This window comes from Flavihumibacter rivuli (assembly GCF_018595685.2).
Classification (GTDB): domain Bacteria; phylum Bacteroidota; class Bacteroidia; order Chitinophagales; family Chitinophagaceae; genus Flavihumibacter; species Flavihumibacter rivuli.
Genome location: NZ_CP092334.1, coordinates 2,560,084 through 2,575,251, shown reverse-complemented (window position 1 = coordinate 2,575,251; position 15,168 = coordinate 2,560,084). Strand labels below are relative to the sequence as shown.

Below are 15,168 nucleotides of genomic sequence, written 5' to 3'. Positions count from 1 at the left end.
CGTAGGTCTTACACCCCTCCCACATTTCCAAAATCAATAATCCCAATACTATATGGGTGCTTTAGAAAATTTTACCGGTAAGTTTAAACATTTCAAACCTACCACCTGGAGTATCAAGAACAAGACCTCCATCTACCTGCTTATGATCTTCGTGAGCCTGGCCGGGGTGTTCCAGTTCGTGACACTCCCCAAGGAACAATTCCCGGATATTGTTATCCCTACGATATATGTCCAAACGATATATGTTGGTAATTCTCCCAAGGATATAGAGAACCTGGTGAGCCGTCCCATCGAGAAGCAGATCAAGGGGATCACCGGCGCGAAGATCAAGAAGACCACCAGTACTTCCCAACAGGATTTCAGCGCCATCATGGTTGAATTTGATACGGATGTAAAGACCGATGTGGCATTGCAGAAAGTAAAGGATGCGGTGGACAAGGCCAAGAAGGACCTGCCAACCGACCTTACCCAGGAGCCTACCGTATTGGAAGTAAGCTTCTCTGAGCAGCCGATCATGTACGTGAACGTGAGTGGTGATTACGACCTGGTGCGTTTGAAGAAATATGCTGATGACCTGAAGGACAGGCTGGAAGAATTGCCGCAGATCAACAGGGTTGACCTCGTTGGTGCCCCTGAGCGAGAGTTCCAGATCAATGTGGACAATGCACGGATGCAGGCTTCCAATATCACTTTTGACGATATTGCCAACGCCGTGGCGAGGGAAAACCTGGATATCTCGGGCGGCTTGCTCGAAGTAGGCAACATGAAGCGTAACCTGCAGATGAAGGGGCAGTTCAAAACGGCCTTCGACCTGGAGAAAGTGATCGTGCGAAATACGAGCGGAGCGCCTATCTACCTTAAGGATATTGCTGTGATCAAGGATACCGTGAAAGAGAAGGAAAGCTATGCCCGTCTCAATGGCAAGAACGTCATTACCCTGAATATCATCAAGCGTGCGGGTGAAAACCTGATCGAGACCTCTGATGATGTGAAGCGGATAACAGAAGACATGCGGGCCACCGTTTTCCCCAAGGACCTTAGCGTAGTGATCACGGGTGACCAGAGCAAGGCGACAAGGGTTTCCTTTAATGACCTCGTGAACTCTATCGTGATCGGCTTCCTTCTGGTACTGATCATCCTGATGTTCTTCATGGGGGTGGTGAATGCCTTCTTCGTGGCCCTTTCCGTGCCGCTGAGTATGTTCGTGGCCTTCCTCTTCCTGCCTGCCGCTGACCTGATCATCGGCAGCCATGTAACCCTGAACTTTATTGTGCTCTTTGCCCTCCTCTTCGGCCTGGGTATCATTGTGGATGATGCTATTGTGGTGATCGAGAATACCCACCGAATTTTCGTGGAAGGCCGCGGCAAGATAAATTCTGAAACATCAGCCATGATGGCCGCTGGTGAGGTCTTCATCCCCGTATTGGCGGGTACCCTCACCACCCTTGCGCCATTCTTTCCGCTCTTGTTCTGGCCCGGTATCATTGGTAAGTTCATGGTTTACCTGCCGGCGATGCTGATCTTCACCCTTGCGGCTTCACTGGTGGTGGCCTTCATCATGAACCCCGTATTTGCGGTGGATTTCATGAACCATGAAGAGCATGAGGAAGCCAAGTCGGCCATCTTCAGGAAGAAAGGATTCTGGATTGCCGTGGCATTTGGCGTGATCTTCCTCTTATTGGGAACATTCGCCGGGCCATCTGTTCCGGGTGCCACCAATATGTATTACTTCTGGGGTAACCTGTTACTGGTATTTGTTGGCATGATGGTGCTGAACCGTTTTGTGCTGAGTGACCTGATCAAGGGTTTCCAGGAAAAGGCCCTCCCCAAGTTGATGAACGATTATGAGAAACTCCTGCGTTGGGCGCTGAAGGGTTGGAGACCTGTTTACCTCCTGGTGGCAACATTTGGTTTGCTGGTATTCTCCCTGGTATTCTTCATGGCCCGCAAAGTGCCGGTGGTGTTCTTCCCGCAGGGGGATCCTAACTATGTATATGTTTACCTTAAACTGCCGGTTGGTACTGCAGTAGAGTATACCGATTCGGTGACCACTGTACTGGAAAAGCGGGTGTATAAGGTTTTGGGTATGGAGAACGGCAAGGAGAACCCGATCGTGGAATCGGTGATCTCTAACGTTGCCCTTGGTGCCAGTGATCCCATGAGTGGCGACAGGAGCACCCGTCCGGAACTGGGTCGCGTACAAGTTTCCTTCGTGGAGTTTGAAAAGCGCCACGGGGTTTCAACCCGTCCGTACCTTGATTCTATCAGGGCAGCCCTGAAAGGCATACCGGGAGCTGAATTGAGCGTTGACCAGGAGCAGGGCGGACCCCCAACCGAACCCCCGGTTAATATCGAGATCGCCAGTGAGGATTTCGATGACCTTACAAAGACTTCAGTGGCTTTGAAAAATTACCTGGATTCCTTGCAGGTTCCCGGGGTGGAGGAACTGAAGATGGATGTGGACCTGAGCAACCCTGAAATTTCGCTTACTATTGACCGTGAGCGTGCACTGAGGGAAGGTGTTTCTTCCGCGCAGATCGGGATGCAGATCCGTACCGCCCTCTTCGGTAGGGAAGTCTCCAAGATCAAGGATGGTGAGGATGAGTATAAGATCCAGTTGCGTAATGATGAGCTCCAAAGGAAGAACCTGGTTGACCTGCTGAATATGAATATCGTGTTCCGTGATTTCGCCAGTGGTGGCGCCATCAAACGCATCCCGATCAGTTCATTGGTGAGAGTGGATTATACCAGTACACTGGGTAGCGTGAAAAGGAAGAACAACAAGCGCGTGATCACCCTCCGTTCCAATGTATTGACAGGGTTCACCCCAACTGAAGTAAACCAACAGATCAAGGGCTACATTGATGATTTCCAGAAGAAGCCTGATGGAGTGATCATCAGGCAAACCGGTGAAGGGGAGCAGCAGGCTGAAACCGGAGCCTTCCTGGGTAAAGCATTGCTGATCGCCCTGATGTTGATCCTGTTCATCCTGGTACTGCAGTTCAACTCTGTAAGTAAGCCGGTGATCATCCTCACCGAGATCATATTCAGTGTGATCGGTGTACTGCTTGGCTTTGCCATTACCGGAATGGAAGTGAGTATCGTAATGACCGGTATCGGTATTGTAGGACTTGCCGGTATTGTGGTGAAGAATGGTATCCTGGTGATCGAGTTTGCTGATGAACTAAGGTCAAGGGGTATGAAAACAAGGGAAGCTGTGATCCAGGCAGGTAAGACCCGTATCATCCCTGTACTGTTAACGGCATTGGCAGCCATCCTGGCGTTGATCCCGCTGGCCATCGGTTTCAACATCAACTTCATTACCCTCTTTGCAGAATGGAACCCTCATATCTTCTTCGGTGGCGATAACGCGGTATTCTGGAAGCCATTGTCATGGACCATCATCTTTGGTCTGGCCTTTGCCTTCTTCATGACCCTGGTGATCGTACCAGCCATGTACCTGATCGCGGAACGTTTACGCAGGCCTATGCGCAGGCAGTTTGGTGGTAAATGGATCAGTATGTTGGGAATCCCGCCACTGACCCTGTTATTCCTGGTATTGATCTTCTGGACCATGTTCAAACAGAAGATAGCAGTGCGCAGGAGGGAACGTAAGCTTGCGGCCAACGCTTCAACACCAGGTTATGCTGCTATGACAGGCAGCTGGTATTAATAGAAATGAATATGCGTTACTCAGGAGTTGAGTAACCGAAATTAAAAAAGCGGAATGCCATCTTTCGGGATGGCATTTTGCTTTGATACCAATTTTTTTCTTTCTATTTTGGCCGCATCACTTTCTAACCAATGAAAAATTTCAGCTTAAACCTTATCAAGCCAATATTGCTTGTATGCCTACTCTATTGGTCATCTTCTATCATTGCCAACGACAGCAAGAATATTTCCATCAGCCGGCAAACTGATAATTACGATTTCGAATTAGCGAATGGTAAAGTAGTAGTCAGGAACAAAACTTCAACGTCATATAGATGTAATGCCTACAGGACCGAAATACCCATTGTTGAATTTTATAGTGACCAAAACAAGATTGAGGATGTAAGGATTTTTGTCAATGGTGATCGTTCATGGACAATTGAGCCTTCATATGATTATTATAGTATTGATAATGTCTTCTATTCAGATGCCAGGATATGTCACTTTACCCTTCCGCTTCAAAAGCAGGGAACAGAGAGCAAAGTGGATTTTAATAAAGTGATCCTTGATCCCAGGTATTTTACCTCAATCCAATTCCCGGAGCCTTATGATATTGTTGAGAAGCAGGTAAGGGTGAGCATCCCCCGTTGGATGAAGGCTGAATTAAAAGAACTCAACTTTAACGGTTATTCCATTACAAGGAAAACTGAGTATGACAGCCAAAACGATGCTGATATCATAACTTATACCATCCGGAACATGGAAGGCTATGAAAAGGAATCCATGAGCCCTGGCTTCTCCCATTTGTTTCCCCATCTGTTGGTGCTCTGCAAGCAGGCCAATACGACTACCGGTCAGGAAACCTATTTCAACACGCTGCAAGACCAGTACAATTGGTATCGATCCCTGGTGAAGCAGGTGGATAGCGATAAAGCGATACTCAAGAATAAAGGGGCAGAGATCACCAATGGATTGACAAAAGAAGAAGATAAGATCCGCGCTATCTATAACTGGGTACAGGAAAATATCCGATACATAGCATTTGAGGATGGGATCGCGGGTTTTAAACCGGATAAGGCCAATGAAGTGCTGCGCAAAAAGTATGGCGATTGTAAAGGTATGGCTAACCTTACCAAGGAGTTGCTTGCCGCTACTGGCTTTGATGCCAGGCTTTGCTGGATCGGAACCAATCATATTGCCTACGATTATTCCACCCCCAACCTGGCAGTTGATAACCACATGATCTGTGCGGTTAAGCATAACGGCAAGTTTGTTTTCCTTGATGCCACAGAAACCTATATTGGCCTGGAACAATATGCAGAGCGTATCCAGGGGAGGCAGGTACTGATCGAGAACGGTGACCAGTATATCCTGGAACGCATTCCGGTGATGACCTATGCCCAGAACACGGAATGGGAAAAGAGGATATTGAAGATCGAAGGGGAAGACATTGCCGGGGCTGTTGAACAAACATGGAATGGGGAAAGCAAGGAATACCTGTTGAGTTCAGCACATTCGATCAAGAAGGAAAAACTGGAAGAAGCCTTTGTGTCCTTCCTCTCTGAAGGCAAACATAAATTCAAGATCACTTCATTCAGCCTGCCTGATATCCAGAATTCCCAAAAGCAGCTCACCATTAAATACCAGATCTGGCAACCAGGGGCTGCTCAAAAGTTTGGGGATGAATACTATATTGATATTGATAGTAAGAAAGAGTTGTCAGATTTCATTATTGATACAGCCAAAAGGAAGTATCCGATCGAATTCCCCTATAAGCAACATATCCGCCAGGAGATCAGGCTCCAGGTCCCTGATGGTTTCAAGGTTCAGGCTTTGCCCCAGGCGCTATCTGTCGACCGTGAACAGTATGGTTATAAGCTTTCCTACGCCATGGAAGGAAAGGAGCTGGTATACAGGAAAGAGATCCTGTTCAAGCAAGCGAGGTTGAACAGGCCTGCATTCACACAATGGAATGAGGATAACAAGAAACTCAGTAATTATTACCTCGAACAAATCACCCTCGTTAAACAATAATCCTATATGCTTTCATTAAGAATTAATGGCCTGATGGCTATGGCATTCCTTTTTGCCTGCCAGTTGGTAAAAGGTCAGTCGACTACGGATAAGGAAGATTATCAGGTTCAGTTGGCAGCTGTTAAAAAGGAGGTCTGGGCCTGGAAGAATCCTGCCTTTGATGTAAGGAAAATTCCCGTTGAATACAATAAATATTCAACGGTGATCATTGCCCAGCATATAGAAATGGAATCCACTGCCAACAAAAGTTTGAAGTTATTCGGAGCTGGTGGCGGCTTGATTAAATCGACATACTTCGTAAGGACCGATCGTGCCTTGATCAAGATAAATGATAAGGCAGCCCTTGAGAACTATTCTGAGATCGGCTATGAGGAAATACTTAGGAGAAATTCCCCCAATCAGGTGTTCAAGAATTTCAGCAATACCTACCTTGGTGTAAGATTGATCAAGCCGGATGGAAGTATACAAGAGGTAAACAATGCTGAATCTGTATTGACTAAGGATGAGTATACAGTAAGGGAAGCAAAGCTTGCAGTCTCGGGTTTGGAAATTGGGGATATCATTGATTACTTCATCCGTACTGTAGAGGTTGCAGAGGGTGAAATTGAAAATAAGGAGATACTTTTCGATATGGCAGAAGAAAGCCCTATCCTTTCTTATTCCATGCATGGTTTGATCAGTAAAAAGTATGCACTGGAATACCGATCCATGAATGGTGCGCCTGAAATGAAGGTGACAGATACCGGTGACAATTTTGAATTGTCATTCAGTAAGAAGGATATTCCTGCCTATCCCATCGCATTATGGATGTCTCCAATGCGTCAAATACCTATTGTTCGTTTGAACATGGTTTTTGGTTATAAGGGAATGGACGCAAATAAATTGAACGCTCGTCGTCCCGGGGAGATCTATAAGAATATTCCACAGGAAGAGCTGGTGGAGGATGTAAAAGTCTTTGTCAATATGGTAAGAAGTGAGTATAAGGTAACACCATTTACTTTCCTTACGCAGCGCATTGATAAGAAACTGGCAGAATTAAAGAGAGCAAAAGTTGAGATGACACCTGAAGAAACTGCCTGTGTTATTTACTATTATTTAAGATGGTGGGCTTATTATGAAACAAGCGGTAAAAGTAATTTGCTTGTAGGTATTGAACGCAACAAAAAGAGGATGCGGGATGAGTATAGAATGAAATATATCTGTTATCTCTATGAACTATTTAAGGACTATGGAATAAAATCTGATTATGTTTTGGCTACCAGTAAATATGGTCCGGAGAATAGCAAGGCATTGCTAATGTCTGATTTTGAACTCCTGATTCGAACCTCTGAGGGTAAGCCTGTCTATTTTTCATTTGATGGTCGCTTTACGCCAGGTAATTATTTTCCATACTACCTTGAAGGTCAGCAAGCCCCAGCATTTTACCTTGCCAAAAGAAGTAGGAATAACGAGGATGTCTCCTACTTCATTCCATACAGTAATGCTGAATCCAACCAGCAAAAAGAACTACTGAATGTCAGGCTTGATAACTCCAATCCCCAGCGTTTGCTGATCGATCGTTCCACGACAGAAACCGGCTATATGAAAATTGGAGACCAATTGAATTTGCTGCTGTTCGAGGAGTATTATGAAGCGGAGCGGATTGAAATTGGTGAAAAGATGAGCCTGACAGAGAAGTTTGCCGATAAGAAACGGACCAAGTCCCTGGCAACTGAATATGACCAGGCATTCGCTGATGCAAGAAAAGAAAGGCTGAAAGAATTCGAATCCGCCATTAAGGAGCATTTTGATGTAAATCCACTAGAGTTAAAGGGCCAGAAGGTGAGTAAAATGGGAATCAGGCATAATAATCCTGATCTTGAATATAGTGCAAGTTTTGCCATTGATGGTTGGGTAAAAAAGGCAGGGAATAACTATATAATGGATATTGGTAAGCTTTTGGGTACACAACTAAAGCTCGAAGAGAAGTTTCGGAATCGCACGGAAGATATTTATATGCCTTATGCCCGTAGCTTTAACTGGGAGGTACGGTTCAAGATTCCTGATGGCTATACAGTAGAAGGGATAGATAAATTATCTGTGAATCTGGATAATGAAAGTGCCAGGTTGAATAGTAAAGCAAGTATTCAAGGTAGTGACCTGGTGTTCGTAGTAGAGAAAGCTTATAAAAAGGGGTATGAGCCGGCTTCAGCATGGCCAAGGCTGCTTGCCATGATCGATGCTGCCCAGGACCTCTACAATGTAAAGGTCTTGTTAAAGAAGAAGGCCTGATGGGTTTTCCCCTCTAAAAGCCCCTGTACGCCGCGTACAGGGGCTTTTGTTTGTTCATCATTTTTCTGTCCCTGATTTTATAATCCTGTTTACCTTCATGTTTTAATTGAATACAATGAGAAGTAATCACGAGATAGACTATCGTATTTACGGGGAAGAGATGCAATATGTGGAAGTGGAGCTCGACCCCAATGAAACAGCTGTGGCAGAAGCCGGCAGTTTCATGATGATGGATGACGGCGTTCAGATGGCCACTATTTTTGGCGACGGTTCGCAACAACAGCAATCCGGCCTCTTTGGCAAATTGTTGTCTGCAGGTAAGCGCATACTCACGGGTGAAAGCCTGTTCATGACCGCCTTTACCAATGTTGGGCAGGGAAAAAAGAAAGTAAGTTTCGCTTCCCCCTATCCTGGTAAGATCATCCCGCTTGACCTCATGCAAATGGGTGGAAGGATCATCTGCCAGAAGGATGCCTTCCTTTGTGCCGCGAAAGGGGTGAGTGTTGGCATTGCCTTGCAGCGCAAGCTGGGTACTGGTATTTTCGGTGGTGAAGGTTTTATCATGCAGAAACTGGAAGGTGACGGCATGGCCTTTGTACATGCCGGAGGCCATGTTTTTGAGCGGGAACTCCAGCCCGGTGAAATGTTGAAACTGGATACCGGTTGCGTGGTCGCCTATACCCAGACCATCGATTTCGATATCCAGTTTGTGGGAGGTGTCCGCAATACCATCTTCGGTGGTGAGGGCTTGTTCTTTGCTACCCTTCGCGGTCCTGGCAAGGTCTGGATCCAGACCCTCCCCATCAGCAGGCTGGCGAGTCGCATCATGCAGTATGGAACCACTACCCGTAAGGAAGAGGGCAGTATTTTGGGTGGCCTTGGCAATATGCTGGATGGTGACGGATGGTAGTAGTTTTCGGTCATACGTTTACAGTATAGTAACCAAATTTTATATCGGGAGTCCGGAATCGGCTCCCGATTTTCATTTAATCCAATACTTTTTGACCTTAACCTCTACAGGGTCTCCTGGAAGGGACCCTGATGAATAGTAGGAAGGCGTAAAAGAGATGTGGAAATGTGGGCACCCTCTCCGCAACGCTGCGAGGGTACATGTGGAAATGTGATATTCCACCAACCAGTGATTTCTAACCCCAGCAGGGTCTCCCGCAGGGGACCCTGATGAATAGTGGAAGAGAAATTCATCGGGAGTCGTTTGCGACAACGCCCGCTGGCTTGATGAGATGTACTATCCTCCGTCGCCCCCGTTGTGTCTTATGACCAACGGGTAGTTGGAAGATGAGCTTAGCTGGTGGATGGATAGATATTTCGCCTTTTATACATCGGGGTCCCCTGCGGGAGACCCCGCTGGGGATAAAGATGTGCGAATACGGTATTCTCTAACCCCATCAGGGTCTCCCGTAGGGGACCCTGATGAATAGTAGGATAAATGTTCATCGGGGTCTACTTCGACCGCGCCCGCTGAGGTACTTCTTAAGTAATAGGATGTGCGAATACATTATTCTCTTCGGGATACTTGCTGAGGTGAAAGGAGATCATCGGGATGGAAACCTCTGGCGCAGTCAAAACAATGTGGTATGTAAAAACTTTAAAAGCATACTCTCAACTCCCGCTCCCTTTTTTATTGATGGCTACCGATGGTAGAATCCTTCCTGGCCCGTTGTAATGCCATCGGGTTATATATATCATCAATCACCGACAATTTATCCCTGACGGTATTGAACGCATTGAAAGGGATGAAATGATTGCCTTCCTCAAGGAAAAGGGTATCGATGCGCTGGGAGTGGCTCAACTGCCGCATACCATAATCTACATTCGAAGGAGGTACCCAGGTATCCTTCCTGCCATGGATAAAATAGACCGGACAGGTGACCTTCGCATAATCACGCTCCATCAACCTCAGGTCCTTTTTCAAGTACCATAGTTCAACATTGGATGGTTTGAACGCACCGGGAACCAGGAGGTTCAACGGGGTGCTGTACAGGACCGGCCGCCATTTTTCCGGTTTCTCTGCATCGGGGTCGATGGATCCTGATATGATCACCAATCCCATTACATACTGAGGATTGTCCGCTGCCAGTTTCACGATCATTGGTCCGCCCAGTGAATGACCGACCAGGTATAATGGTTTCCCTCCGGACAACTTGCGCAACAAAGGACTGATCAGTTCCGATTGCCTTGCCAGGTTTTCTGCCTGCCCAAAATCACTATAGCCGAAGCCAGGCCTGTCGATACTGATCATATGGTAACGGGATAGCAGCACCGGATCCTTTAGGTAGTCGCCAAATGCAGACCAGGAGCCTGGTGTACCATGTACAAAGAAAAGAATGGGTTTTGCGGTATCTCCCGTTTCTACAAAATGGAGATTCCTTCCTTCGACCTTTGCGGTATAGGTCCTGAGTTCCACGCCATTCTTCCTGAACTGGTTCACGGCCTTGTCATCATCGATCCTGAAGGTCATGCAGCCGGGTGCGATGATCCCCCAGGTCAGGAGGAGCATCACCAGGCCGATGGCCGAACGCGATAGGATGAGCAGTGGAATAGGCAATGGATATAAGCTTTATCTAATTTAATGGATGTTTGTTTCCCGCGAAAGCTGTTGGGATAAGCGGGAAGGCTATTCTTTTTGCTATGCGGCAGTTGACTGCATTAAAGTCTTAAATTGTACAAATAATACGATCACTATGTTTAATCGGTTCGCTCTTTTAACAATGGTTGGGCTCTCGGTTATGGCAAATGGCCTTCAGGCCCAGAAAAAGAAATCCAATCCTGCTGTACAGGCTGCAAAAACCCAGGTCAGGCAGGACCTCGATAATGACCATGGCAAATACAAGGATATTGCCATGCAGATCTGGGAATATGCTGAACTGGGGTATAAGGAGCAGAAGAGTTCTGCCCTGCTCCAGCAGACATTGAAAGATAATGGCTTCCAGGTTGAATCTGGCGTGGCCGGTATCCCCACCGCATTTGTTGCCACCTATGGATCAGGTAGTCCTGTCATTGGTGTCCTCGCAGAATTTGATGCCTTGCCCGGGCTTTCACAGGAAGCGGTTGCGGAAAAGAAGCCGGCGGCAGGCAGGACTTCCGGTCATGGTTGCGGACACCATCTTTTCGGTACGGCTTCTGTAGCTGCCGGGATTGAATTGAAGAAGATGATCGATCAATACAAGTTTACAGGGACCATCAAAGTATATGGAACCCCTGCAGAAGAAGGTGGCTCCGGGAAAGTGTATATGGTAAGGGAAGGACTATTCAAAGGCGTTGACGTGGTGCTGCACTGGCATCCCGGTGATGAGAATGCCGTCACTTATGATGGAGCCCTCGCGAACAAATCTGCCAAATTCCGCTTCTATGGCGTTTCTGCCCATGCCTCTGCTTCTCCTGAAAGGGGTCGTTCTTCCCTCGATGGGGTAGAAGCCATGGATATGATGGTGAACATGATGCGTGAACATATTCCTTCCGATGCAAGGATCCATTATGTGATCACCAGCGGTGGTAAGGCGCCCAATGTGGTTCCTGATTTTGCCGAAGTATACTATTATGTAAGGCATCCGAATCGTGATGTGGTAAAGCAACTCTTCGATCGCATTGTATTGGCAGCACAGGGTGCCGCAACAGGTACGGAAACCAGGATGGATTATGAACCCATTGGTGGTACTTATGACCTTTTGTTGAATACAGAGTTGGCGAAGGCCATGCAGGTGAACCTTGACCAGGTGGGTGGTTTCAGTTATACAGAAGAGGAGAAAGCTTTTGCAAAGAAGATCCAGCAAAGCCTGGGTTTTGCCACACCTCCCATGGAGCGTGCCGGAACGGTGAAGCCACTCACCAGGGAACCGAATGCCCCAATGGGTTCTACGGATGTTGGTGATGTGAGTTGGAATGTTCCAACGGTAGGCTTATCGGCTGCAACCTGGGTACCTGGTACTCCTGCACATAGCTGGCAGGCTGTTGCCTGTGGTGGTACCGATATCGGGGCAAAGGGAATGACCGTTGCTGCGAAAACCATGGCCATGACAGGCATCGACCTGCTGACCGATCCTGCTATTCTGCAAAAGGCAAAAGCAGAGTTCGATGCGGCAAGAGGGGCTGATTTCAAATACTATCCCTTGTTGGGCGATAGGAAGCCGGCTTTGAACTACAGGGATTAATTCCACTGGATGATAAACAGAAATCCCCCCAGCAACCTGGGGGGATTTCTGTTTATCAGGAATCTTTCTTTGGTCCTTGCTGTTGGGGTGGCCTCGGCGGACGCGGTGGCCTGTTTTGTTGCTGGGGAGGAGGACCCTGCTTCTTCTGCTGTTGCTGTGGCTGCTGTCCTTTCTGTTGTTGCTGCTGTTGCGGTGGACGGTTGCCTCCTGCCGGTCTTGGCCCACGCTGTCCTTGTTGTCCCTGCTGTCCCTGCTGCTGGCCTTCTTTAGGGGCCTGGGGCTTTTGCTGGGATGGCTGCTGGGGCTTTTGGGCTTGCTGTGGTCCCTTACCTGGTTGTTGTTTCTGTTTCTGCTGCTGCTTCCTTCTCCTGTCATTCTTTTCAAGGCTGCGCAGGCTGATCTGTCCCACCACATCCACGAATTCAGGTTCTACCTCTTTGGGTTTGGTGCTGGTTACATCAACAGCTTCCAACTCATCTGGTACAATGCCCTGGGCATTCAATGACTGGATCTTCCTGACCCTTTCGATGGTCAGCGGGTATTGTTTGTTGCTCTCCGGCAACACATACCACATCAGGTTCTTGAAAATATCCTTTTTAATGAGATGGGCAGTGCCCCTTGCTACCTGTAAAGTATCGGCACGATCAGGGAATCCCTGCAGTGCATCTAAATAGGTGTCCAGCTCATAATTGAGGCAGCATTTTAACCTGCCGCACTGGCCGCTGAGCTTGGTTTGGTTGATACTGAGGTTCTGGTACCTCGCAGCAGTAGTATTCACGCTCTTGAAATCCGTCAGCCAGGTGCTGCAACAAAGTTCCCTTCCGCAGGAACCGATGCCTCCCACCTTGGCCGCTTCCTGGCGTGCCCCGATCTGGCGCATTTCTACCTTCACCTTGAATTCGGAAGCATAGATCTTGATCAGTTCTCTGAAATCCACGCGGTCATCGGCGATATAGAAAAAAGTAGCTTTCCTTCCATCTGCCTGGATCTCGACCTCACTCACTTTCATGTTCAGGTTCAACTGGCGGGCTATGGCCCTGGAACGGATGATGGCTTCTGCTTCCCTGGCCTTGTTAACTTTCAGCAATTCCAGGTCACGCTCATTGGACTTCCGCAGGATCTTCTTCATCTCAGGGTCAAATTCATTGACACCTTTTTTCTTGAGTTGAAGCCTGACCAGTTCACCGGTTAGGCTAACCTCACCTACATCAACGCCGCTTACACCTTCTACGGTTACCTTTTCCCCTTTCTCAAAATATTGCAGGGTATTGTTCCTGTAAAAATCCTTCCTGCTTCCCTTGTTAAAAGTGACCTCAACCACCTTGCAGGAAGATTCCGGGTCTGCGAATGGAAGGTTGCGTAACCAGTCAAAAGTATTCATCCGGTTACAGCCGCCGCTCGAGCAGCCTCCATTGCTTTTACAACCATTTGGTTTCCCTGTACCACAACTACTGCATCCCATATATTCAAATAGGTATTCTGGTGAAAAAATATATATTGAATAAGGGATTATTGATCCGGCCTGGATATTGAAGCGAAAGGAAGAGGAATGCCTATGCTGAGTTGGAAGTATTGGTTATCAACCTACCAAAGAAGTACCATGGACTTCTTTATGTTGATTCCTGCCGGGCAGGTATGTAGTTGATATGTCGAAAATATAGCAAGCATCCCCACACATTTCTATTCATTTATCCCACCTGTTCATGCACACAATAACCCTTATTTTACAAATATAGGGGAAAATGGACTGGAAGGGCAGTTGGGGGCTTACCAAACGCTAACCCTGGCCTTGTCCTTAATAATATGATGGAATTTGATGCTCAGCGCATTGAAGAGCATTTTGGCGTTGGCGTTCCGTTCTATATAATAGGCTGCCTGATCCAGTTCTTCGATCAGGGCTTCGTGTTGGGGCAATTCCACCATCTTATTGAGCCTCAGGGCAAAGTCCTTTTCAAGGGGAGGTAGGTTTTGGCTGAAAGCGCTTTCCTCGCCGAGGACCCTGAGCCGGATACTGGTTTCCAGGAGGTGGTTGAAATAGCGAAGAAACTGTTTCTGCTTCTCCCTGCCCAGTTTGGCCGCCTCTTCGCACCATTTCACCACCGCGATAGGGCCTCCCCTCAGGATGGCGTTCATCCATTCCCGGACCATATTCAGCCAGTCTTCGTCTGCATGATTCAGGTGGTTCAGGGCTTCCCTGTAATTGCCTTCGCTAATGGCAGCCAATTGCCTGGCCTGCCCTGAAGAAATATTTCCCCTGGCCACCAGGGCTTCTTCAATATCCCGGTCATTAAGCATGGGGATCTTCACCAACTGGGTCCGGGAAAGAATGGTTGGCAGGATCAGCGATTCGTTCTCGGCCACCAGGATGAACAGGGTACTGGCCGGCGGCTCCTCTATCAGTTTAAGTAGCTTGTTCCCTTCATTGCCCAGGTATTCGGGACTCCACATGATCAGGACCTTGTAACCGCTTTCAAAACTCTTGAGGTTGAGCTTACGGATGATATCGTTACACTCGCTGGCGGTGATATTACCCTGCTTGTTCTCCGCTTCAATGAACTGCAGCCAGTCGAATACATTGCCATAGGGGTATTGCTTCAGGAATTCCCTCCATTCTGTGATGTAATCGGTACTGATCGGGGGGGATCCTGCTTTTTTGGTGACCACCGGATAGGAAAAATGGATATCAGGGTGAATGAGTTGGGCCGCTTTCTGGCAGGATGCGCAGGTACCGCAGCTGTCGGTCATCGGGGCAGCAACCACAGGTTCAGGGTCCCCGAAAAGGGATGGGCCGGCTGTTTCAGGAGTGGCAATTCCCCTCACTTTTTCACAGACCAGGTACTGCGCAAAAGCAATGGCCAGTGGTAGCGCCCCGCTGCCTTCCTTGCCAAGGAACAATAGGGCATGGCTCAGCCGATTGTGCTGCACCATATCGGATAACTGCTGCTTGATGGGTTGCTGTCCAATGATGTTGGAGAATTGCATGGGGCAAAAATAGGTTTTCAAAGTAACTGTTCCGATGGTACCCGGGATATAGGGAAGTAAA

Annotated in this window: 8 protein-coding genes; 5 read left to right on the top strand and 3 right to left on the bottom strand. The window is 47.7% G+C overall.

Annotation, left to right across the window (positions count from 1 at the left end; genetic code table 11):
* Positions 1 to 52: 52 nt before the first annotated feature.
* The 4 genes from KJS94_RS11000 to KJS94_RS10985 all read left to right on the top strand — a co-directional run bounded on the left by KJS94_RS11000 (position 53) and on the right by KJS94_RS10985 (position 8,866).
* Positions 53 to 3,673 (top strand): efflux RND transporter permease subunit, encoded by a 3,621-nt coding sequence (locus KJS94_RS11000; RefSeq protein WP_214448716.1) that lies wholly within the window; start codon positions 53 to 55, stop codon positions 3,671 to 3,673.
* Positions 3,674 to 3,804: 131 nt separating this feature from the next.
* Positions 3,805 to 5,685 (top strand): transglutaminase-like domain-containing protein, encoded by a 1,881-nt coding sequence (locus KJS94_RS10995; RefSeq protein ID WP_214448717.1) that lies wholly within the window; start codon positions 3,805 to 3,807, stop codon positions 5,683 to 5,685.
* Positions 5,686 to 5,691: 6 nt separating this feature from the next.
* Positions 5,692 to 7,956: a DUF3858 domain-containing protein gene (locus KJS94_RS10990; protein ID WP_214448718.1), complete on the top strand. Its 2,265-nt coding sequence runs from the start codon at positions 5,692 to 5,694 to the stop codon at positions 7,954 to 7,956.
* A 115-nt stretch (positions 7,957 to 8,071) separates the two neighbouring features.
* A complete protein-coding gene (locus KJS94_RS10985) occupies positions 8,072 to 8,866 on the top strand; it encodes a TIGR00266 family protein (protein WP_214448719.1) in 795 nt (264 codons plus the stop codon).
* A 729-nt stretch (positions 8,867 to 9,595) separates the two neighbouring features.
* Here the strand turns inward: KJS94_RS10985 and KJS94_RS10980 are convergent.
* On the bottom strand, positions 9,596 to 10,522 hold the full coding sequence (locus KJS94_RS10980) for an alpha/beta fold hydrolase (RefSeq protein ID WP_214448720.1): 927 nt from the start codon (positions 10,520 to 10,522) through the stop codon (positions 9,596 to 9,598).
* A 181-nt stretch (positions 10,523 to 10,703) separates the two neighbouring features.
* Between KJS94_RS10980 and KJS94_RS10975 the strand changes: the two genes are divergently transcribed.
* Entirely contained in the window at positions 10,704 to 12,125 is a 1,422-nt protein-coding gene (locus KJS94_RS10975; RefSeq protein ID WP_214448721.1) for an amidohydrolase, read from the top strand.
* A 55-nt stretch (positions 12,126 to 12,180) separates the two neighbouring features.
* Here the strand turns inward: KJS94_RS10975 and KJS94_RS10970 are convergent, their stop codons facing one another.
* Complete coding sequence (locus tag KJS94_RS10970; protein WP_239804138.1) at positions 12,181 to 13,506, bottom strand: PSP1 domain-containing protein; 1,326 nt, start codon at positions 13,504 to 13,506, stop codon at positions 12,181 to 12,183.
* A gap of 386 nt (positions 13,507 to 13,892) precedes the next feature.
* Positions 13,893 to 15,107 (bottom strand): DNA polymerase III subunit, encoded by a 1,215-nt coding sequence (locus tag KJS94_RS10965; protein ID WP_214448723.1) that lies wholly within the window; start codon positions 15,105 to 15,107, stop codon positions 13,893 to 13,895.
* Between the last annotated feature and the right edge of the window lie 61 nt (positions 15,108 to 15,168).

Bases quoted from the DNA above. Each gene is read 5' to 3' on its own strand.
- KJS94_RS10990 (WP_214448718.1), top strand. From the start codon at position 5,692: ATGCTTTCATTAAGAATTAATGGCCTGATGGCTATGGCATTCCTTTTT.
- KJS94_RS10970 (WP_239804138.1), bottom strand. From the start codon at position 13,506: ATGAATACTTTTGACTGGTTACGCAACCTTCCATTCGCAGACCCGGAA.
- KJS94_RS10965 (WP_214448723.1), bottom strand. From the start codon at position 15,107: ATGCAATTCTCCAACATCATTGGACAGCAACCCATCAAGCAGCAGTTA.
- KJS94_RS10985 (WP_214448719.1), top strand. From the start codon at position 8,072: ATGAGAAGTAATCACGAGATAGACTATCGTATTTACGGGGAAGAGATG.
- KJS94_RS10995 (WP_214448717.1), top strand. From the start codon at position 3,805: ATGAAAAATTTCAGCTTAAACCTTATCAAGCCAATATTGCTTGTATGC.
- KJS94_RS11000 (WP_214448716.1), top strand. From the start codon at position 53: ATGGGTGCTTTAGAAAATTTTACCGGTAAGTTTAAACATTTCAAACCT.
- KJS94_RS10975 (WP_214448721.1), top strand. From the start codon at position 10,704: ATGGCAAATGGCCTTCAGGCCCAGAAAAAGAAATCCAATCCTGCTGTA.